The organism is Jatrophihabitans cynanchi, assembly GCF_027247405.1.
Classification (GTDB): domain Bacteria; phylum Actinomycetota; class Actinomycetes; order Mycobacteriales; family Jatrophihabitantaceae; genus Jatrophihabitans_B; species Jatrophihabitans_B cynanchi.
Genome location: NZ_CP097463.1, coordinates 2,633,194 through 2,651,885, shown reverse-complemented (window position 1 = coordinate 2,651,885; position 18,692 = coordinate 2,633,194). Strand labels below are relative to the sequence as shown.

At 71.5% G+C, this 18,692-nt stretch carries 24 protein-coding genes; all 24 read left to right on the top strand.

Going from position 1 to position 18,692, the window contains the following annotated elements:
* Positions 1-4: 4 nt before the first annotated feature.
* The 24 genes from fliD (at position 5) to M6B22_RS12790 (ending at position 18,691) form a co-directional block, all read left to right on the top strand.
* On the top strand, positions 5-1,363 hold the full coding sequence (gene fliD / locus M6B22_RS12905) for a flagellar filament capping protein FliD (protein ID WP_269441962.1): 1,359 nt from the start codon (positions 5-7) through the stop codon (positions 1,361-1,363).
* A gap of 16 nt (positions 1,364-1,379) precedes the next feature.
* On the top strand, positions 1,380-1,799 hold the full coding sequence (locus tag M6B22_RS12900) for a flagellar export chaperone FliS (RefSeq protein ID WP_269441961.1): 420 nt from the start codon (positions 1,380-1,382) through the stop codon (positions 1,797-1,799).
* A gap of 8 nt (positions 1,800-1,807) precedes the next feature.
* Positions 1,808-2,182: a hypothetical protein gene (locus tag M6B22_RS12895; RefSeq protein WP_269441960.1), complete on the top strand. Its 375-nt coding sequence runs from the start codon at positions 1,808-1,810 to the stop codon at positions 2,180-2,182.
* A 264-nt stretch (positions 2,183-2,446) separates the two neighbouring features.
* The gene (locus M6B22_RS12890; protein WP_269441959.1) at positions 2,447-2,788 is read left to right on the top strand and encodes a flagellar basal body rod protein FlgB; all 342 of its coding nucleotides are present in this window, start codon (positions 2,447-2,449) and stop codon (positions 2,786-2,788) included.
* 5 nt (positions 2,789-2,793) lie between these two features.
* Positions 2,794-3,201: a flagellar basal body rod protein FlgC gene (locus tag M6B22_RS12885; protein WP_269441958.1), complete on the top strand. Its 408-nt coding sequence runs from the start codon at positions 2,794-2,796 to the stop codon at positions 3,199-3,201.
* 1 nt (position 3,202) lies between these two features.
* On the top strand, positions 3,203-3,511 hold the full coding sequence (locus M6B22_RS12880) for a flagellar hook-basal body complex protein FliE (RefSeq protein WP_269441957.1): 309 nt from the start codon (positions 3,203-3,205) through the stop codon (positions 3,509-3,511).
* Positions 3,511-5,094: a flagellar basal-body MS-ring/collar protein FliF gene (fliF, locus tag M6B22_RS12875; RefSeq protein WP_269441956.1), complete on the top strand. Its 1,584-nt coding sequence runs from the start codon at positions 3,511-3,513 to the stop codon at positions 5,092-5,094. Before M6B22_RS12880 ends, fliF begins: the two co-directional genes overlap by 1 nt.
* Positions 5,095-5,096: 2 nt before the next feature.
* Complete coding sequence (gene fliG, locus M6B22_RS12870) at positions 5,097-6,203, top strand: flagellar motor switch protein FliG (protein ID WP_269441955.1); 1,107 nt, start codon at positions 5,097-5,099, stop codon at positions 6,201-6,203.
* Positions 6,187-6,909, top strand: a complete 723-nt coding sequence (locus M6B22_RS12865) for a FliH/SctL family protein (protein ID WP_269441954.1) — start codon at positions 6,187-6,189, stop codon at positions 6,907-6,909. The genes fliG and M6B22_RS12865 overlap by 17 nt, the downstream gene beginning before the upstream one ends.
* Before the next feature lie 64 nt (positions 6,910-6,973).
* Entirely contained in the window at positions 6,974-8,293 is a 1,320-nt protein-coding gene (locus M6B22_RS12860; protein WP_407935699.1) for a FliI/YscN family ATPase, read from the top strand.
* On the top strand, positions 8,290-8,718 hold the full coding sequence (locus M6B22_RS12855) for a hypothetical protein (protein WP_269441952.1): 429 nt from the start codon (positions 8,290-8,292) through the stop codon (positions 8,716-8,718). The genes M6B22_RS12860 and M6B22_RS12855 overlap by 4 nt, the downstream gene beginning before the upstream one ends.
* Positions 8,715-9,722: a transglycosylase SLT domain-containing protein gene (locus M6B22_RS12850; RefSeq protein WP_269441951.1), complete on the top strand. Its 1,008-nt coding sequence runs from the start codon at positions 8,715-8,717 to the stop codon at positions 9,720-9,722. The genes M6B22_RS12855 and M6B22_RS12850 overlap by 4 nt, the downstream gene beginning before the upstream one ends.
* A gap of 67 nt (positions 9,723-9,789) precedes the next feature.
* Positions 9,790-11,130 carry a flagellar hook-length control protein FliK gene (locus tag M6B22_RS12845; RefSeq protein WP_269441950.1) on the top strand — a complete coding sequence of 447 codons (1,341 nt, stop codon included), beginning with the start codon at positions 9,790-9,792 and terminating at the stop codon, positions 11,128-11,130.
* Positions 11,131-11,146: 16 nt separating this feature from the next.
* Positions 11,147-11,602 (top strand): flagellar hook capping FlgD N-terminal domain-containing protein, encoded by a 456-nt coding sequence (locus tag M6B22_RS12840; RefSeq protein WP_269441949.1) that lies wholly within the window; start codon positions 11,147-11,149, stop codon positions 11,600-11,602.
* Between the two features lie 81 nt (positions 11,603-11,683).
* On the top strand, positions 11,684-12,511 hold the full coding sequence (locus M6B22_RS12835) for a flagellar hook-basal body complex protein (protein ID WP_269441948.1): 828 nt from the start codon (positions 11,684-11,686) through the stop codon (positions 12,509-12,511).
* Between the two features lie 196 nt (positions 12,512-12,707).
* On the top strand, positions 12,708-12,989 hold the full coding sequence (locus M6B22_RS12830; protein ID WP_269441947.1) for a flagellar FlbD family protein: 282 nt from the start codon (positions 12,708-12,710) through the stop codon (positions 12,987-12,989).
* Positions 12,989-13,759 carry a motility protein A gene (locus M6B22_RS12825; RefSeq protein WP_269441946.1) on the top strand — a complete coding sequence of 257 codons (771 nt, stop codon included), beginning with the start codon at positions 12,989-12,991 and terminating at the stop codon, positions 13,757-13,759. The genes M6B22_RS12830 and M6B22_RS12825 overlap by 1 nt, the downstream gene beginning before the upstream one ends.
* Positions 13,759-14,661 carry an OmpA/MotB family protein gene (locus M6B22_RS12820; RefSeq protein WP_269441945.1) on the top strand — a complete coding sequence of 301 codons (903 nt, stop codon included), beginning with the start codon at positions 13,759-13,761 and terminating at the stop codon, positions 14,659-14,661. The genes M6B22_RS12825 and M6B22_RS12820 overlap by 1 nt, the downstream gene beginning before the upstream one ends.
* A 17-nt stretch (positions 14,662-14,678) precedes the next feature.
* Entirely contained in the window at positions 14,679-15,203 is a 525-nt protein-coding gene (locus M6B22_RS12815) for a flagellar basal body-associated FliL family protein (protein WP_269441944.1), read from the top strand.
* Between the two features lie 99 nt (positions 15,204-15,302).
* Complete coding sequence (locus M6B22_RS12810; RefSeq protein ID WP_269441943.1) at positions 15,303-16,235, top strand: flagellar motor switch protein FliM; 933 nt, start codon at positions 15,303-15,305, stop codon at positions 16,233-16,235.
* Positions 16,232-16,954, top strand: coding sequence for a flagellar motor switch protein FliN (fliN, locus tag M6B22_RS12805; protein WP_269441942.1), 723 nt, complete (start codon positions 16,232-16,234; stop codon positions 16,952-16,954). Before M6B22_RS12810 ends, fliN begins: the two co-directional genes overlap by 4 nt.
* Positions 16,955-16,962: 8 nt before the next feature.
* Positions 16,963-17,460: a flagellar biosynthetic protein FliO gene (locus tag M6B22_RS12800; protein WP_269441941.1), complete on the top strand. Its 498-nt coding sequence runs from the start codon at positions 16,963-16,965 to the stop codon at positions 17,458-17,460.
* Positions 17,461-17,513: 53 nt separating this feature from the next.
* Positions 17,514-18,416, top strand: coding sequence for a flagellar type III secretion system pore protein FliP (fliP, locus tag M6B22_RS12795; RefSeq protein ID WP_269441940.1), 903 nt, complete (start codon positions 17,514-17,516; stop codon positions 18,414-18,416).
* Between the two features lie 5 nt (positions 18,417-18,421).
* Positions 18,422-18,691 carry a flagellar biosynthetic protein FliQ gene (locus M6B22_RS12790; RefSeq protein WP_269441939.1) on the top strand — a complete coding sequence of 90 codons (270 nt, stop codon included), beginning with the start codon at positions 18,422-18,424 and terminating at the stop codon, positions 18,689-18,691.
* Position 18,692 lies beyond the last annotated feature (1 nt).

The following is an 18,692-nucleotide window of genomic DNA, read 5'->3' as shown; positions in this document are numbered from 1 at the left end:
GACGATGACGAGTCCGAGTAGCTTCAACGTCTCGGGACTGCTCGGCGGCGTGGCCGGTTCGATCGACACCACCACGTTGATCAGCCAGATGATGCAGGCGCAGGCCCTGCCGCAGACGATGCTGAAGAATCAGCTGTCCGCGCAGCAGACGGCCCTGTCGGCTTACCAGGCGGTCAACACGACCGTGACAGCGGTGCAGACCGCCGCACACGCGTTCACGGACGTGCTGAGCAGCGTGTGGCAGTCGACCGCGGCGAGCTCGTCGAACGCCGCCGTGGTCGCCACCAGCAGCAGCACGGCACAGGCCGGCACCACGATCTTCAACGTCGTCGGCCTCGCCGCGGCACAGGTCACCACCGTCAAGGCCGCAACCGACGGCACGGTCGTGACGACACCGAGCAACGGCATCACGATCACCGGCGCCGACGGGACGGCGCACGCGATCAGCCTGACGTCCGGTTCCGCGGCCGACGTAGCCGCGGCGATCAACTCGGCCGCCGTGGGCGTCCGCGCATCCGTGGTCAACGTCGACGACGGAACCGGCACCGGGAGCACCATCCCGCTGCTGCAACTGAACGCCACCGCGACGGGCACCAAGGCCGGCTTCACCGTCAGCGGCTTCGACGACCCGGCACCGGCGACGATCACGCAGGCCGCGAACGCCCAGGTCGGCGTGGGCGACCCGGCCGCCGGCGGGTACACCGTCAGCAGCCAGAGCAACACGTTCACCGACATGATCCCGGGCGTCACCTTCTCGGTGAACGCGATCGTCAGCAACGTCGCCGTTACGGTCAAGACCGACAACGGCGCCATCAGCGACAAGGTCCAGGCACTCGTCGACGCGGTCAACAGCGCCGCCAACACGATCGGCCAGACCACCGCGAAGGGTGCCGTGCTGCAGGGCAGCTACGACGTCACCTCGCTGCAGCAGTCGCTCTACGCGGCCGTCAGCAAGGGCGGCCCCGGTGGCACCAGCCTGCACACCTACGGCATCGACATGGACAGCACCGGCAAGCTCTCCTTCGACGCCACCGCCTTCGCCGCGGCGTTCACCAAGGACCCCACCGGCACCCAGGCGGCCGTCAACGACTTCGCCACGTCGCTCGACACCGTCTCGACCGGCGCCATCGACCCGACGACCGGCAACATCACCGCGGCGATCACGTCCGCGAACGGGCAGATCACCGATCTGAACACGCGCATCAACGACTGGACGCCGCGGCTGGCTCTGATCCAGACCGGCCTGCAGCAGAAGTTCAACGCCATGCAGACCGCGCTCGCCAAGCTGCAGTCGCAGTCGAGCTACCTCACCTCGATGCTGAAGTCGATGTCCTCGGGCAGCTCCAGCTCGAGCAGTTCCTGATCGGAAGGGTGCCCACATGCCCATGGACGAGGTGCGCGCCCGCTACCTGCGCGACCGCGTGCTGACCGCGACGCCGGCACAGCGTGTCGTGATGCTCTACGACCGCCTCGGGCTCGACCTCACCCTGGCCGAATCCGCCGAGGACGAGTTCACCACCGGCTCGCACCTGGGCCACGCGATGGCCGTCGTCATCGAGCTGCAGGGCAGCCTGGACGTGTCGGCCGGCGGCCCCGCCCAGAACCTGAGTGGGATCTACGCGCACCTGCTCACCGAACTGGTCGCGGCCCGCGGTGGCGATCGCGAGCGCATCGCCGGCGTCCAGCAGATCGTCGGCACGCTGCGTGATGCCTGGGCACAGGCCGCTGACATCGTCGCCGGCTCAGCCGCGCAGAGTGCGCAGAGCGCGCCGGCGTCGGCGGGCGCCTGGGTCAGCTGAGGCCCACCATGGACAGCAAGCAGCAGTGGGAGCGGGTGCTGGCGGCCGTCGAGGCCGACGCACGCCGCGCCGAGGCATTGCTGCTCGCCGACGAGCAGGCGGCGGCAGCGGTCGAGGAAGCCGATGCCGCGGCCGCGCGGGTGCCCGCCGATTGGCTGCTACCCACCACCAACCCCAGCAGCCTGCCGCCGATCGAGCAGCTGCCCGCCATCCCTGAGGAGCTGCGTGAGCGCATCGTGGCGCTACGCGCGCACATCCTGGCGCTGCAGGCCGAGCTGACCAGCGCGCTGCGCACCTGGCAGCACTCCCAGCGCGCCACGCTCGGCACCGGACTCGTAGGCACAGCGGCCCAGCCGCCGGTGTACGTCGACCGGCACCTGTAGCGGCCGCACCTCGGCCCGTATCCCGGACCGCCTTCTCGAGAAGTCACGCCCGCCACGTTGAGTGGCGGCTTTCGCGTTCAGTGGCGGGCTATAGGTCGCCACTGAACGCCGAACCCGCCACTCAACGGGGGCAGCACGGCGAAGTAAAGACTTCGTGAGTTGAACGCTAAAGCTCCGGACCGCCCAGCCGATTGGCAACCACAGAGCGACGGATTGCCTCACCAGAGCCGACGGATCGGCGCGTACTGCCCCGGGAGGGCCCGCGTGCTTGACGACGTCGCATCACTCACCTTGCAGACCGCCGTGCACGGTCTCGGCGTGCGCCAGCAGGTGACCGCGGACAACATCGCCAACCTGGAGACCCCGGGTTACACCGCGCGCAACGTGGACTTCGAGGCCAGCCTCGCCGCAGCGGTCTCCGGCGGCGACCCGACGTCGGCCGAGATCAGCACGACCAACTCCGCGGACGCGCCCGGCATCAACGGCAACAACGTCAGCCTGGACAGCGAGATCGTCACCGCGACCAAGACCGGGCTACAGGAGCAACTGCTCACCGGCTCACTCACCGCCAAGTACGGCCTGATCAGCACCGTGTTGAAGGGCTGACGGCGGTGTTCGAAGCAATCGGCACCGCGGGCACCGGCCTGTCGACCTATCGCACCTGGATCGACACCATCGCGAACAACATCGCGAACGTCAACGACACCTCGCCGACCTCGGGACCGGCCTTCCAGGCCCAGTTCGTGCAGGCCGAGGCGCTGCCGAGCGACGCGGAGGGCGTGGGCGGCGGCGTGCACGTGACCGGGCTGCCGGAGTCCAGCGCCCAGGGGATCTTGACGTACGCACCCGAGGACCCGCAGGCGGACGCGCAGGGGTATGTCCGCCGGCCCGACATCGACATGAGCCAGCAGATGGGGAATCTGATCATGGCCCAGCGCGCGTTCCAGGCCAACGCCACCGTCGTCGACCGCGCCAAGGACGTCTACCAGTCGGCCATCGCCATCGGCAAGGGGATCTGACGTGGTCGTGCCCATCGCGCCCATCGGCGCCATCGCGCCGCTCGGTGCCGCCGCACCGGCCGCGGCGACGCAGCCACCGACCACCAGCGGCGCCGACTTCGCCACCGCGCTCGGCCACGGCCTCGATGCCGTCACCGGCGCGCAGGCCAACGCCGACAGCCTCGCCGTGCAGGCGGCGACCGGCCAGCTCGTCGACCCGGCGCAGCTGACCATCGCGACGACCCAGGCGACCTTGATGACCCAGCTCGCCTCGACGCTGCAGAGCAAGGCCGTCACCGCCTTCAACACGATCATGGGGATGCAGGCCTGATGAAGGACCAGCTGCAGGGCCTCGGACAGAAGCTCTGGAACGACTTCCGCGCGTTCTCGGCCGGACAGAAGGCCGTGACGATCGCCGCCGCGCTGGCTCTGATCATCGGCGGGTACCTGTTCACGACGTGGAAGTCCGCACCTACCTACGCACCGCTCTACACCAACCTGGCAGCGAGCGACGCGAGCGCGATCGTGGACAAACTCAACTCCGAGAAGGTCCCGTACAAGCTCGCCGCCGGCGGCACCGAGATCATGGTGCCGCAGAGCCAGGTCTACGACACCCGGCTGAAGATGAGCTCCGCGGGGCTGCCCGGCTCCAGCCAGACCGGCTACTCGCTGCTGGACAAGGAAGGTGTCACCACCTCCGAGTTCAAGCAGCAGGTCGACTACCAGCGCGCCATCGAGGGTGAACTCGGCAAGACCATCCAGGCCATCAACGGCGTACAGGCCGCGTCGGTGCACCTGGCGATCCCGCAGCAGGACGTCTTCAACGACGGCAGCCAGAAGGCCACCGCAGCCGTCATGCTCACCACCAGCGCCGGCACCCACCTGACCAGCCAGCAGGTCCAGTCGATCGTCTACCTGGTCAGCTCGTCGGTACCGAACATGGACTCGGACGGCGTCACCGTCACCGACGCCGACGGCCAGGTGCTCGCCGCGCCCGGTGACGGGCTGTCCGGTGCCGCCTTCAACGACACCCAGACCCAGGCCACCCAGGACTACGACAACCGGGTCGCGGCCAGCCTGCAGAACATGATCGACCGGGCACTCGGCACCGGCCACGCGGTGGTCACGGTCAACTCGGTGCTCAACTTCGACAAGACCAGCACCACCAGCCAGACGTACACGTCCAACCCGAGCAACCCGCCGCTGTCGTCGCAGGAGCAGACCGAGAAGTACACCGGCACGGGCAACGGCTCCGGCGGCACGCTCGGCGCGGGCACGCCCGCGGTCGGAAGCACCGCGACCAACGGCGCCGGCAGCTACCAGAAGACCAACAAGGTCGTGAACAACGCGCTCGGCACCGTCACCCAGACGATCCAGAGCGCGCCGGGCGCCGTGAAGAAGCAGTCCATCGCGGTACTGCTGGACGGCTCGGTCAAGAACGTGAACATCGCGTCCATCGAGTCGCTGGTCAAGTCCGGCGTCGGCTTCGACGCCACCCGCGGCGACACCCTCGCGGTCCAGGCGATGCCGTTCGACAACTCGGCGGCCCAACAGGCCGCGCAGGCGGCCGAGGCGGCCAAGCGTGCCGCGGCCGACAAGGCTGCGCACGACCAGCTGATGTCACTGGTCAAGCAGGGCGCGCTCGGTGCCCTGGTGGTGGCCCTGGTCATCGGCACCTGGCTGGCCGGCCGCAAGCGCAAGAAGCGTGACGACGGCGATGCGCAGTTCTTCGACGACCTGCTGCCGCTGCCGGACGCGCCCGTCGCCCCGGCGCCCGCTCCGGAGCACAACGCACTCACCAACGAGATCCATGAGGCCGCCGCCCGCAGGCACGCCCTGGTCACGCTCGCCGACGAACAGCCCGACGACGTCGCCCGGGTGCTGTCCGGCTGGCTCAACTCGAGGGAGAACTAGCCATGACCGAAGCCTCGGTCCTTTCCCTGCCGCTCGAGGAGTTCGCCGCCGCCCCGGTGCCGCTGCCGATCGCGCTGCCGACCCCGCCCTCGGGCCCCGATCCGCTGCTCGGTATGAGCGGACGGCAGAAGGCCGCGATCCTGGTGTTGCAGCTCGGCCGCGAGGAGTCCGCGCGCGTGCTCGGCCAGCTCAGCGAGGCCGAACTGGAGGACCTCGGTGCTGAGATCGCCCGCATCGGCAGCGTGCCGCCCGACGTCGCCTCGGCGGTGCTCGGCGAGTTCGCCGGCGTGCTGGCCAACGGCGGCGCCACGACGCGCGGCGGCATGGACCTGGCCCGCGAGCTGCTTCTCTCCGCGGTCGGCGAGGCGCGCGGCACCGAGATCCTGGACCGGCTCTCGCAGAGCTTCGTCGAACTGCCGTTCGCCTTCATGCAGAACCTGGACGCCCGCCAGGTCACGTCCTTCCTCGCCGACGAGCATCCCCAGACGATCGCGCTGGTGCTCGCGCACCTGCCCGCCGGGCTCGCCTCGAACGTGCTCGCCGGCCTGCAGCGCGACCTGCAGGCGACCGTCGCCCACCGCATCGCGGTGATGGACCGCACCTCGCCGGACCTGATCCGCCAGGTCGAGTCCGCGCTCGAGCGCCGGCTGTCCTCGCTCGGCCTGGCCAGCGACCTGTCCACCGTGGGCGGCCTCGGCCCGCTGGTCGAGATCATCAACCGCGCCGACCGCGGCACCGAGAAGATGCTGCTCGAAGGCCTGGACCAGCTCGACCCGGCACTCGCCGAACAGGTCCGCAGCCAGATGTTCATGTTCGAGGACCTGGTCAGCCTGGACGATCGCGCGATCCAACTGGTGCTGCGCCAGGTGCAGACGAACGACCTGGCCACCGCGCTCAAGGGCGTGGCGGACTCGGTGCGCAACCGGATCATGCAGAACATGTCCGAGCGCGCGGCGCTCAACCTCGCCGAAGAGGTGGAGGTGCTCGGCCCGGTGCGCGTGCACGTCGTCGAGGAGGCGCAGGCCGGCATCGTCCGGATCATCCGCGAGCTGGAGGAGTCCGGCCAGATCATCGTCGGAAGGGGTGATGAGGATGCGTTCGTCGCCTGAGCTGGCACCGCAGTTCGAGCTGGCCGAGCTGCGCACCGGCCAGGTCCCGCCCCCCGCCGCGGCCGTCACCTTCGTGGCCGACGCCGTTCGTCCCGAGGCAGCCGCCACGGTCTTCGAGATCGCACCGCGCGCCGGCGTCCCGGACGAACTGCTCGCCCCGGCCCGCGCCGCCGCCCAGGCCGCCGGGTACGCGGCCGGCTGGGCGAGTGGCATCCGCGCCGCCCGGCTGGTGGCCGACGCCGAGGCACACGTCGCGGCCGCTGACCGCGATCGCGCGAGCGCAACGCGGCGTGCCGCGCTCGCCCAGGCGATCACCGCGATCGACCGGGCCGCCGGGGCGCTCGAGCAGCGCGCCGTCCCGGCCGCCGAGCAGATCGAGCAGCTGATCCTGTCCTCCGCGTTCGCGATCGCCGAGGCGCTCATCGGCCGGACCCTCGCCGACGAGCAGTTGCGCTCGAACGCGGCCGTGGCCCGAGCGCTCTCGCTCGCGCCCAGCGACGAGGACGTCCGCGTCACCTTGCATCCCGCCGACCTCGCGGCGCTCGGGGCCGAAGGCACCACGCGCACCGAGGGCGGCCGGGCGATCACGTTCGGGGCCGACGACACGCTGGCGCCGGGCGATGCGCTCGCCCGCAGCGGCGCCACCTCGATCGACGCCCGCCTCGGGGCCGCACTGGAGCGCGTCCGCGAGGTGCTCGCTCCATGAACGCCCCACGAAACTGCTCTGCAAGGAACGCTCCGCACTTGCGCGGGGACCCCGCATGACAAGCATGTCCGTCCTGGACCGGGTGCGGCACAGCGTCGACGACGCCGTCAGTGCCGGGCTGCCGCAACTGTCCGGCGAGGTCGCCGAGGTGCGCGGCCTGTCGGTGACCGTGCGCGGTGTGCCGGCCCGCGTCGGCGACGTCGTGCTGATCGGCGCCCCCGCCACCCCGGCTGAGGTCGTCGCCGTGCAGGACGGCGCCGCCACCTGCCTGCCGCTCGGCGCGCTCACCGGCATCGGTGCCGGCGACCGGGTGCTGGCCACCGGCGGCCCGATGGCCGTCGCGGTCGGCGAGTCGCTGCTCGGCCGCGTCCTGGACGGGTTGGGCCGCCCGCTGGACGGGTCCCGGCTGCCGTCCGGCCTGATCCGCACCGGCGTCGACTCCACTCCGCCGGACGCGATGACCCGGCAGCGGGTGAACACGCCGCTGCCGCTGGGCGTGCGCGCGATCGACACGCTGACCCCGGTCGGCCGCGGCCAGCGCATGGGCATCTTCGCCGGCAGCGGCGTCGGCAAGTCGAGCCTGATGTCGATGATCACGCGCGGCACCCAGGCGGACGTCACCGTGCTCGCCCTGGTCGGCGAGCGTGGCCGCGAGGTCCGCGAGTTCCTCGAGGACGACCTGGGGCCCGAAGGACTGCGCAACGCGGTCGTCGTCGTCGCGACGTCCGACCAGCCGCCGATGGTGCGACTGCGCGCGGCGTTCGTCGCGACCCGTATCGCCGAGTGGTTCCGGGACACCGGCCGCGAGGTGCTGCTGCTCATGGACAGCGTCACCCGGCTGGCCATGGCCCAGCGCGAGATCGGGCTGTCCGCCGGCGAGCCGCCGACGACCCGCGGCTACCCGCCGTCGGTCTTCGCCATGCTGCCGCAACTGCTCGAGCGCGCCGGCGCATCCGCGGTCGGGTCGATCACCGGCCTGTACACCGTGCTGGTCGAGGGCGATGACCACAACGAGCCGATCGCAGACACCGCCCGCTCGATCCTGGACGGGCACATCATGCTCGACCGCAAGCTCGCCAACGCCGGGCACTTTCCCGCCATCGACGTGCTGTCCTCGGTGTCGCGCGTCGTCGGCGCGATCACGACCCACGAGCAGCGCACCGCGGCCCGCGAGGTCCGCAAGCTGATCGACGCCCGCCGCGACGTGAAGGAACTCGTCGAGATCGGCGCCTATGTGCACGGCACCAACCCCGCCGCCGACCGGGCGCTCGCACTCTGGCCGTCGGTGGAGGCGTTCTTGCAGCAGGACCTGCATCAACTGTCCTCGGCGGCCGACTCATGGGCCGCGCTCGGCGCCCTGCTGGACGGGGGTCAGCCCGAATGAGCCCGAAGTGGCTGACCAGCCTGGTGCGCGCGCGCCAGCTGCAGGAGGACAACGCCAAGGCCCGCCTGGCCACCGCGCAGCGCATCTCGCACAACGCGCACGCCCGCGTGCGCTACGACGCCGACCGGCTCGACTCGCTGGTCGCTGCCGACGCCCAGCAGTCGGCGCCCGCGTTCGTCGCGGCCGCCGTGGCGCTGCAGGCCGCGGCCGCGACCCACGCCGCCGCGGCCCGTGCTGCCGACCGCGCCGACGGCGAGGTCGACAACCAGCGGGTAACGCTCGGGGCGGCCGCCCGCGCTCGGCGCAGCGCCGAGGAACTGCACGAGCGCGAACTCGCCGGTGAGCAGGCCCGCACGGCACGCGCCGCCCAGCAGGAGCTGGACGAGGTCGCGGCCCGGGTGCATCGGGACGGGAACCCGTCATGACCGCACCGGCCACCGCGCTGTCGCAGATCACCGCGCACATCGCGCAGCTCCAGTCGCTGATCGCCTCGGTGTCGGCACCGGCGCCCGGCGCGCCCATCGGCGGCAGCCGGTTCGCCGCGGAGCTGGCCGGCGCAACCGCCCCCGCGGCGGCCGCCACCGCCGGTTCGGCGACCGCCGGTTCGGCCACCGGCGCGGTGACCGGTGCCGACGTGGTCGCCGAGGCGAAGACCTACCTCGGCGTCCCCTACGTGTGGGGCGGCGAGTCGAGGTCCGGCATCGACTGCTCCGGCCTCGTCCAGGCCAGCTACCACAAGCTCGGCATCGACCTGCCGCGCATCGCCGCCGACCAGGCACACGAGGGCACCGAGGTGCCCTCGCTCGCGCAGGCCCAGCCGGGTGACCTGCTGACCTTCGGCAACCCGGCCTACCACATCGCCATCTACCTCGGCGACAACAAGCTGATCGAGTCACCCGAGCCGGGCAAGACGGTGCACATCACCGACGTCTACCAGAAGCCGACGTCGATCCGCCGCATCCTGCCCAGCGCCGCGGCAGCCACGGGCAGCACGGCGGCGACCGCCGGCGTCCCTGCCCAACAGCTCACCGCCGCCGGGCTCTCCTCGTCCGTCGCCGCGTTCGCCGACCAGTTCGCCGCGGCCGAGGCCAAGCACCGTCTGCCCCGCGGCCTGCTCGCGGCCATGGCGCAGCAGGAGTCCGGCGGCAACGTCCGCGCGGTCAGCCCCGCCGGGGCTCAGGGCTTGATGCAGCTGATGCCGTCGACCGCCGCCGGCCTCGGCGTCAACGCGTTCGACCCGGACCAGGCGATCAACGCGGCCGCCACGATCATGTCCGGCAACCTGTCGCGATTCGGCTCCGTCCCGCTGGCGCTGGCCGCGTACAACGCGGGCTCGGGGGCGGTGCAACAGTACGGCGGCATCCCGCCCTACGCCGAGACCCAGAACTACGTGCACCGGATCACCGCGATGTTGGCGAGCGGGGCATGAGCGCACTCAACCCAGGAGGCGAACAGGCCATGACCAGCCCATCCCGCTCTCACCCCGCGGGCGCGGCATGACCGCCGCGCTGCTGGGCCCGGTCGGGGCGGCGCCGGCCGGTGCCGCCAGGACGGGCTCGGGGCCGGGCTCCGGCGACGACACACCCGGCGACTCGACGTTCGCCGGGCTGCTGTCCGTCCTGGCCGGCTCGCCGGCCGCGGGCACCGACCCGGGCTCGCCCGCGACCGCAACGCCGACCGCCGGTCCGGGCAAGCCCGGGCGGCACGCAGCCGACGACAGCTCCGCACAGACTCCGGCCACCGAGGTGGCCGGAACGCTGGTGGCGACGGTTCTCGCGACCGGGGGAACCGTCCCACTGGCCGTCTCGGGCGCGGCCGGATCCGCTGCCGACGCGATCGCCGCTACTGCGGCGGCCGGCACCGCCGGTGCCGCCTCGACCGCGATCGCGACGGCTGCGGCCGGCGCGCTCCCTGCAGGCAGCACGTCCACGACCGCCCGGCCGGCGCCCGCCGCGGGACACGCCGGGTTCGCGGCCGCGCTGACCGGCCGCGCAGCCCCCGGCGCGCAGCCGGGCAGCACCCCGGCCGCGCCGCATGCGGGTGGCCCGGGCACGCAGCCGGGCAGCACTGCGATCGGCCTGCCGGTCACCGGACCCGACGGCGCCGCCCAACCGGCCGACCCCGGCTCGGCGCGGCCGGCTCCGGGCACGGCCGGGCCGGTCCTGCCCGGCGCGGCCACAACGCCCACCACGGCACTCGGCACGGCACTCGGCACGGCAGCACCGGGAACCGCGGCACTCGAGGCCACGGCAAAGGGCGGCAAGCGCACCCACGTCACCCCGCAGCAGCCGATCGACGGCGACGCATCGACGCCCGCCGCCCCCACCCAACTGGGGGCCGCACCGGCGCCGACGGCAGCGCCCGCCGCACCGTCCGCGCCCTCCCTGCCGCCCGTCGCCGCGCCGGCGCCCGGCTACGCCGGCCGGTTCATCGACCCGCAGCCCGAACTGAGCGGCGCGCTCGCCCGGCTGCGCTCCCACGGCGACGGCTCGCACGAGCTCACCGTCTCGCTGCACCCGGCCGAACTGGGCGCCGTCAACGTCTCCGCGACCCTGCACGGCGACCAGCTCACCGTCACCGTCGCCTGCTCGAGCGACGCGGCCCGGGCAGCCGTCACCGCGGCACTGCCGACGCTGCACCAGCAGCTCGCCGGTGCCGGGTTCGGCGGGGTGGACGTGCAGTTCGGCGGCCCGTCGCAGGATCCGGGCCACGCCGGTCAACAGCAGGCCCCCGGCCAGGACCAGCCCTCCGGCAGGCACCGCGCGCCCGAGCAGACCACCACCGCCCCCGAACGTCGTCGACCGGCCCAGGACGCCGCGCTCGACCGGCTGCTGTGAAAGACGAGGAGAACTCATGACGTCACCCGTGGGCGGCACCGCCGCCGTCGGCACGATCGACCCGACGACCGCGCCGAAGGACACCGCGGCGGCGGCCACCGCCGGCAGCCAGAAGAGCCTGCTCGACCCGCAGGCGTTCTTGCAGCTGCTCGTCGCGCAGCTTCAGTACCAGGACCCGACCAACCCGGTCGACACGTCCTCGTTCATGAACCAGACCGCGATGCTCAGCCAGGTCCAGACGATGACGTCGATGTCCTCGACGCTCACCTCGCTCGCCAGCGCCCAGCAGGCACAGGCGGCCACCTCGCTGATCGGCAAGCAGATCACCTACGCCGACAGCTCCGGGATGCAGGTCAAGGGCGTCGTCGACTCGGCCTCGATCCTGGCCACCGGAGCCACCCTGCACGTCGGTGACACCAGCGTCCCGCTCTCCAGCGTGCTGGAGGTGAGCGCGGCGCCCACGGCGCCCTAGCCGCACGAGCACGCAGCCAAGCCACCGCCGGGTCTCCGGCCCCCCGAAATCCACAGCACCCCATACCCCCAAGGAGTTCTCATGCTGCGGTCCCTGTTCACCGGCATCGCCGGACTCGGTGCGCACCAGCAGATGCTGGATGTCACCGCCAACAACGTCGCGAACGTCAACACCACCGGTTACAAGAGCAGCCACACCGTCTTCGAGGACACGTTGAGCCAGACCCTCACCGGCGCGGGCGGCCCCACCGGCGGCGTCGGCGGGACGAACGCCCAGCAGGTCGGCCTCGGCGTGAAGCTCGCCGGCACCCAGCTGAACTTCACGCAGGGCGCCAGCCAGGCCACCGGCGTGACCAGCAACATGCTGATCAACGGCGACGGCTTCTTCATGATCGACAAGGGCGGCCAGCAGCTGTTCACCCGCGCCGGCAACTTCACGCTGGACTCGGCCGGCAACCTGGTCACCCCGGACGGCTCGATGGCCATGGGCTGGATGTCCCCGGCGACCCCGCCCGCCGCACCCACCGACGTGAACCTGGCCGCGCTCAACAGCGGTACCTACGTTTCGTGGAGCATCGACTCGGCGGGCAACGTCAACGCCGTCGACTCGGCGGGCGTGACCACCAAGCTGGCCCAGGTGGCCCTCGCGACGTTCACCAACCCGAACGGCCTGCAGAAGGTGGGCGACTCGGCGTACGCCGCCTCGGCCAACTCCGGCACGGCCGCCGTCGGCGCGCCGAAGAGCGGTTCGCGCGGCAGCATCAGCTCCGGCTACGTCGAGATGAGCAACGTCGACCTGTCCCAGGAGCTGACGAACCTGATCATCTCCGAGCGCGGCTTCCAGGCGAACTCGAAGGTCATCACCACGTCCGACGAGGTGCTGCAGACGCTGGTCAACCTGAAGAACTGAGCACCGCACAGCCCCCCCGCCGAGTGGTCACCTGCAGCCCCAGTGGTCGGCTGCAAGTGGCCACTCGGTGTCCGTCCGGCCTTTCGGTCGCCTCCCCGGCCGGGACGCCCGGCACCTCAAGGTCGGCCCGGACGTGCCGACAGTATCCGTGAAGAGGCCACGGACGGCCTCGCGCAATCCTCCAAGGACGGACACCGTGTTGCAGCTAACCAGACTGAGCGGCCCGGTCTTCGCGCTGAACCCCGATCTCATCGAACGCGCCGAGGCCACGCCGGACACCGTCGTGACGCTCGTGAACGGCAGCAAGTACGTGATCCGCGAGTCGCTCGAGGAGCTGACCCAGCTCATTCGCGACTACCGCGCCGACATCATCCACGCCGCCCAGGTTCCGCCCGACTTCCGCCAGCCCGTGCCACGGCCCAAGGAGAACGCGCCGACCCGACCGACCGTCGTGGCGCTCCGTCAAGGTGATCAGTGATGGATCCGGCAACCCTGATCGGCATCGGCCTCGCGCTCGGCGCCATCCTCGTCTCGATGATCATGGAGGGCGGGAACATCGGTTCGATGTTCCTGATCCCGCCGATGATCCTCGTGTTCGCCGGCACGATCGGCGCGGCCGTCGCCGGCACCGTGATGGCCGAGGCCAAGAACCTGCCGAAGTCGCTGATCCGCGCGTTCAAGGCGAAGGTCACCCCGCCGCACGAGAGCGTCGCGATCATCGTCAAGATGGCCGAGCGGGCCCGCCGCGAGGGCCTGCTGGCGCTCGAGGGCGACGTCGGCGCGGTCGAGGACCCGTTCCTGAAGCGGGCGCTGGAGATGGCGATCGACGGCACGGACGCGGACGAGGTGGCCGAGATCCTCGGGGCCGAGGTCGACACCAAGCGCGCCGCGGACCACGCCGCCGCGAAGCTGTTCCACGACATGGGCGGCTACTCGCCCACCATCGGCATCATCGGCACCGTGCTCGGCCTGGTCCACGTGCTGGGCAGCCTGTCCGATCCGAACTCGCTGGGCGAGAAGATCGCCGGAGCGTTCGTCGCCACCCTGTGGGGCGTGCTGAACGCGAACATCTTTTGGTTCCCGATCGCCAACCGCCTCAAGCGGATCAGCGAGAGCGAGTGCGAGCAGATGGAGCTGACCATCGAGGGCGTGCTGGCGATCCAGGCCGGCTCCAACCCGCGCCTGGTCGCGCAGAAGCTGCAGAGCATGCTGCCGAGCGTCGAGCAGCCGCAGAAGGACGTGGCCTGATGGCGCGGCCGGGTCGCTCGGCCACCGCTCGGCGGGCCCGGCGCAAGGGTGTCGAGGGCGGTGGCGAGGAGGGTGGCGCGGAGCGTTGGCTGGTGACCTACGCCGACATGCTCACCCTGCTGCTCGTGCTGTTCATCGTGCTGTTCTCGATCTCCGTCGTGAACACGTCCAAGTTCATCGCGCTGCGCAGTTCGCTGTCGTCCGCGTTCGGTTCCGGCCCGACCGGCGTGCTGTCCGGCGGCAACGCGCTGAACGAGAACTCGGCCGAGCAGAACGGCGCCGACCAGCTGATGCCGGGCGTGCCGGTGACCCCGCCGCAGGCCGACAAGGCGGCCAACGACTCCAAGCCCAAGAACTCCGATGTCCCGCCGGCCGACTACACCGCCAAGGTCGACGCCGAGGTCCAGGACTACAAGCACATCGAGGCGGCGATCAACAGCGCGCTCAAGCGGGGCGGCATGTCGGGGGCGGTGCAGTTCGCGATCGACCGCCGCGGGCTGATCATCACGGTCGTCACCAACGCCCTGGTGTTCCCCGGGAACAGCGCGAACCTGCTGCGCGAGGGCCAGCACATCCTGTCGGTGATCGCCCCGCCGCTGCTGCACAGCCCGCACAACATCGAGGTCGACGGGCACACCAACCAGGAGAAGGTCAGCACCGCCCCGTACCCGAGCGGCTGGGAGCTGTCCTCGGCCCGCGCCTCGGCGGTCGTCCGCTACCTGATCACCGCCGGGATCGCGCAGTCGCGGCTCTCGGCCGTGGGCTACTCCGACCAGCGGCCGCTGTACCCGGCGAGCGACCCGCGCTCGATCACCCTTAACCGCCGCGTCGAGATCGTCGTGCTCTCGTCCCTGCCCGCTGCCGCCGGGGACGCCTTGCAGGCCGCCGGCGCCGACAACTGAGAACTGGAGCGAGGAAGATGACTGCTACCGCGAACCGAGAGAACCGCACCCTGGGATCGCAGCGCCCGGCTGGTGCCGGACGTGGCGCCGCGGGCACCGGGTCGAAGCCCAGCGCCGAGCCGGAGGAGAAGGCGAAGGCGCCCAAGAAGAGCCTGTTCAAGTCCAAGAAGTTCATCATCGCCGTCGCAGCGGTGCTCGCCGTCGGCGGCGGCGCGTACACCTTCCTCAAGCCGACCCCGGTGGTGCCGCCGAGCGGCGGCGAGGTGGTCACGATGGACGCGACCACGCTCAACCTCACCGGCGGGCACTACCTCAAGATCGCCGTCGCCATCCAGTTGGTGAAGGGCAAGGCCACCAGCGACGCCTTCTCCACCAGCCACGCGGCCGAGCTGGTGATCGACGAGTTCAGCAACCGGACGGTCGCCTCGCTGAGCACCAACAAGGCCCGCAAGGCGCTGACCGACCAGCTGCTGAACAAGATCAAGGACGCCTACCCCGGGGAGGTGTTCGACGTCTTCGTGACCCAGTTCGTCACCCAGTGACCTCGAACGCGCGGCGCGGACGCAGCGCCGGACAGTGCATTTGACACTGATTTCACACCGTCCCTCAGGTGCACCGGCGGCCTGCCGATAGGTCGGGACGTGCCGATCAACTCCGTCCGCGAACTGGGCGAAACCGCGCGCGGTCGCGCCCGCGGTTCGGTCGTTCCGTACGACTTCCGCCGGCCGTCCAAGCTGTCGCGCGAGCACATCCGGATGCTCGAGATGGCGTACGAGACGTTCGCCAGGCGGATGACGACACAGTTGACGAGCGGGCTGCGGCAGGTCTGCCAGCTGGGCCTGCGCGAGATCACCCAGCAGAGCTACGAGGAGTACGTCACCGGCCTCGACACGCAGACCCTGCTCGCGCCGGTATCGCTGCCGCCGCTCGCCGGCACCGGCGTGCTCGAGTTCGGGCTGCCGATCGCGCAGGCCGCGATCGACCACATGCTCGGCGGCCCCGGCGGCACCCAGGTCGCCCGCCCGCTCACCGACATCGAGACCACCCTGATGCGCGGCCTGCTGGAGCAGATGCTGGCCACGCTGCGCTATGCCCTCGAGCCGATCGTGCCGGTTACGCCGTCGCTGGGGCTGATCGAGTACAACCCGCAGTTCGTGCAGGCGGCCACCGCAACCGACGCGGTCATCGTCGGGGAGTTCGACATGGTCATCGGCGCCGAGTCCGGTCGGTTCACCCTCTGCCTCCCGCTCGCCGCGGTGCTGCCGCGCCTGAGCGCCCAGCGCAGCCAGCAGGAGAGCGAGGACGCGATCCTGGCGTCCGCTGCGACGGCGGAGCGGCTGCGCGAGCGGCTCGGCGACGTCCCGCTGAACGTCTCCGTGCACTTCGCCCCGGTGTCCTTGAGCCCCGAGCAGATCCTCACCCTCAGCACCGGCGACGTCCTGCCGCTGACGCACCGCGTCGGCGTCCCCCTCACCGTCCAGGCCGGCGGCGTCGCCTTCGCCCACGCCGTCGCCGGGAAGTCGGGCAACCGCCTGGCAGCGCTCATCGTCAAGACCACCCAGGAGCACGCGTGACCACTGCACTCACGAGCACGGCATTGGGCCTGCTCGCCGCCGCCGGCGGCGCCGTCGCCGCCACGCTGGCGAGCGGTGAGCCGCTGCGCCCCGGCGAGCCGAGCCGCGACGTCGCCGCCACGGAACTGGACGGAGTCGCCGTCATCGCCCCGTTCAGCGGGTCGGCCGAGGGTGAACTGCTGCTGGTCGTCGACGGCGAACTGGGCACCGCACTGCGCGAGTCCGGCCTGGGCGCGCTGGAGCTGCTGCCGGCGCTGGCGCCCGCCCTGGACGCGGCTGCCGCCGCGATGGGCTCGATCGTGCTGGGCCCGGCCCAGGAGCTGGACGCCAAGCTGGCCCTGCGCCGGGTACTCGCCCGCGCCGACGCCGCCGCGCTCCCGCTGCACGGCGTGAGCTCCGTGCGCGCCACCGTCGCCGTGGGCATCGACACGCCCGCCGAGCCGGTGCCCGCCGAGGCGCTGCGGCCACCGGCCGAGCGGCTCGACCTGCTCCGCGGCGTCGAGATGGATGCGACCGCCGAACTCGGGCGTGCCCGGATGACCGTCAACGACCTGCTCTCGCTGCGCACCGGCACGGTGATCGAACTGGATCGCGGCGCGGGCTCCCCCGCCGACCTGTACGTCAACGGCCGGCTGATCGCGCGCGGCGAGGTGGTCGTGGTCGACGAGAACTACGGGCTGCGGATCACCCACGTCGTCAACGACGACTCCGGGCGGTAGGCCGCACCATGAACACCGTGGCGGTGGTGGGCCGCCTGCTCCTCTCGCTCGCGTTCGTCCTCGGGCTGATGTGGCTGATCGCACGTCGCGTCAAGCGCGGACCGGGCGGCCGGGGGCGCGGCGGACGGATCATCGACGTCCTCTCGCGCCAACAGCTGTCCCGGAGCGCTTCGGTGGCCGTCGTCCGGGTCATGGACCAGGCGCTGATCGTGGGCGTGACCGACGGACAGATCACCGTCCTCGGCGAGACCGATCTGCAGGCGGCCGAGGCCAGCCTGCAGGCCGCCGAACCGGCCCGCCCCGCACGCACCCTCCGGCCGGCACGCGCGGCCCGCCCCGCACGCCCGGCGCGCCCCGAACCGGCACGCGTGCCGCGCACCCGGCCCGAACCGGCCGAGCGGCCCGAACGCGCGGGCCGGCCGGCCCTGGCCGGCTCCGCCCTGTCCCTCAGCACCTGGAAGCAGACCGTCGAGTCCCTCCGCGACCTCACCGCCCGGAAGACGTGAGGTCCGGTCGGGCCACAGAAGGGCACGGACGCCCAGAGGTCGCGACAGGACGCATGGCAACACGGGTCGGGCTGCTGCTGCTCACGCTGCTCGGCGCGGTCTGGTTCTTCGGTCTGAACGGCACGCAACGCGCGGACGCCGCGCCGGTCTCGGCCGCTCCGGCGGCCGCCGCGGTGACGCTGGGGTCGGCGCGCCAGGCGCTGACCGCACCGGCCGCCTTGAGCGCACCGGCGGCATTGGCACCGACCGCGCCGGCCGCCCCGACCGCCCCCAAGGCGCCCACGGCGCCGGACCCCGGCACCGTCACGGTGAACGTCGGCGGCAAGCCGAGCCAGTCGATCAGCATCCTGATGCTGGTCACGGTGCTCTCGGTCGCGCCGTCGCTGCTGCTGCTGGTCACCAGCTTCACCAAGATCTTCATCGTGCTGTCGCTGACCCGCAACGCGCTCGGCCTGCAGTCGGTGCCGCCCAACCAGGTGCTCGCCGGGCTCTCGCTGTTCCTGTCGCTGTTCGTGATGGGGCCGGTGCTGACCAAGGTCAACAAGCTCGGGATCCAGCCCTACCTCAACGGCACCAAGAGCCGGTCGGTCGCCTGGACCGACGGCATCGCCCCACTGCGCGAGTTCATGCTGGCGCACACCCGGCCGCAGGAGATCGCCCTGATGCTGCGCGCCGGCAACCTGCCCAACCCGCCGGACAAGTCCAAGCTGGAGCTCACCACGATCATCCCGGCTTTCGTGCTCTCCGAGCTGCGCGCCGCCATGATCATCGGCTTCGTCGTCTACGTGCCGTTCGTGATCATCGACCTCGTCGTGTCCTCGTCGCTCATGTCGCTCGGCATGATGATGTTGCCGCCCGTGTCGGTGTCACTGCCGTTCAAGTTGCTGCTGTTCGTCCTGGTCGACGGCTGGGGCCTGATCATCACCGCGCTCGTCCAGAGCTATCACACGGGTTAGCTGACATGACTGATACCCAGATCATCCACCTCGGCTACGAGGTCATGCTGGTCGCCGCCAAGCTGGCCGCGCCGGCGCTGCTCACCGCCCTGGTGATCGGCTTCGCCGTCTCGCTGTTCCAGTCGGCGACCCAGATCCAGGAGTTCACCCTGGCGTTCGTGCCGAAGGCGGTGGGCGTCGCGGTCGCGCTGCTGGTGTGCGGGCACTGGATGCTGAACACGATGCTGACCTTCACCCGGCAGCTGTTCGAGTCGATCCCCCAGCTGCTCGGCTGAG

Coding starts and splice junctions, on each gene's coding strand:
- fliD (WP_269441962.1), top strand. CDS start 5: ATGACGAGTCCGAGTAGCTTCAACGTCTCGGGACTGCTCGGCGGCGTG.
- M6B22_RS12900 (WP_269441961.1), top strand. CDS start 1,380: ATGCCCATGGACGAGGTGCGCGCCCGCTACCTGCGCGACCGCGTGCTG.
- M6B22_RS12895 (WP_269441960.1), top strand. CDS start 1,808: ATGGACAGCAAGCAGCAGTGGGAGCGGGTGCTGGCGGCCGTCGAGGCC.
- fliF (WP_269441956.1), top strand. CDS start 3,511: ATGAAGGACCAGCTGCAGGGCCTCGGACAGAAGCTCTGGAACGACTTC.
- fliG (WP_269441955.1), top strand. CDS start 5,097: ATGACCGAAGCCTCGGTCCTTTCCCTGCCGCTCGAGGAGTTCGCCGCC.
- M6B22_RS12865 (WP_269441954.1), top strand. CDS start 6,187: ATGCGTTCGTCGCCTGAGCTGGCACCGCAGTTCGAGCTGGCCGAGCTG.
- M6B22_RS12860 (WP_407935699.1), top strand. CDS start 6,974: ATGTCCGTCCTGGACCGGGTGCGGCACAGCGTCGACGACGCCGTCAGT.
- M6B22_RS12855 (WP_269441952.1), top strand. CDS start 8,290: ATGAGCCCGAAGTGGCTGACCAGCCTGGTGCGCGCGCGCCAGCTGCAG.
- M6B22_RS12850 (WP_269441951.1), top strand. CDS start 8,715: ATGACCGCACCGGCCACCGCGCTGTCGCAGATCACCGCGCACATCGCG.
- M6B22_RS12845 (WP_269441950.1), top strand. CDS start 9,790: ATGACCGCCGCGCTGCTGGGCCCGGTCGGGGCGGCGCCGGCCGGTGCC.
- M6B22_RS12840 (WP_269441949.1), top strand. CDS start 11,147: ATGACGTCACCCGTGGGCGGCACCGCCGCCGTCGGCACGATCGACCCG.
- M6B22_RS12835 (WP_269441948.1), top strand. CDS start 11,684: ATGCTGCGGTCCCTGTTCACCGGCATCGCCGGACTCGGTGCGCACCAG.
- M6B22_RS12825 (WP_269441946.1), top strand. CDS start 12,989: ATGGATCCGGCAACCCTGATCGGCATCGGCCTCGCGCTCGGCGCCATC.
- M6B22_RS12820 (WP_269441945.1), top strand. CDS start 13,759: ATGGCGCGGCCGGGTCGCTCGGCCACCGCTCGGCGGGCCCGGCGCAAG.
- M6B22_RS12815 (WP_269441944.1), top strand. CDS start 14,679: ATGACTGCTACCGCGAACCGAGAGAACCGCACCCTGGGATCGCAGCGC.
- M6B22_RS12800 (WP_269441941.1), top strand. CDS start 16,963: ATGAACACCGTGGCGGTGGTGGGCCGCCTGCTCCTCTCGCTCGCGTTC.
- fliP (WP_269441940.1), top strand. CDS start 17,514: ATGGCAACACGGGTCGGGCTGCTGCTGCTCACGCTGCTCGGCGCGGTC.
- M6B22_RS12790 (WP_269441939.1), top strand. CDS start 18,422: ATGACTGATACCCAGATCATCCACCTCGGCTACGAGGTCATGCTGGTC.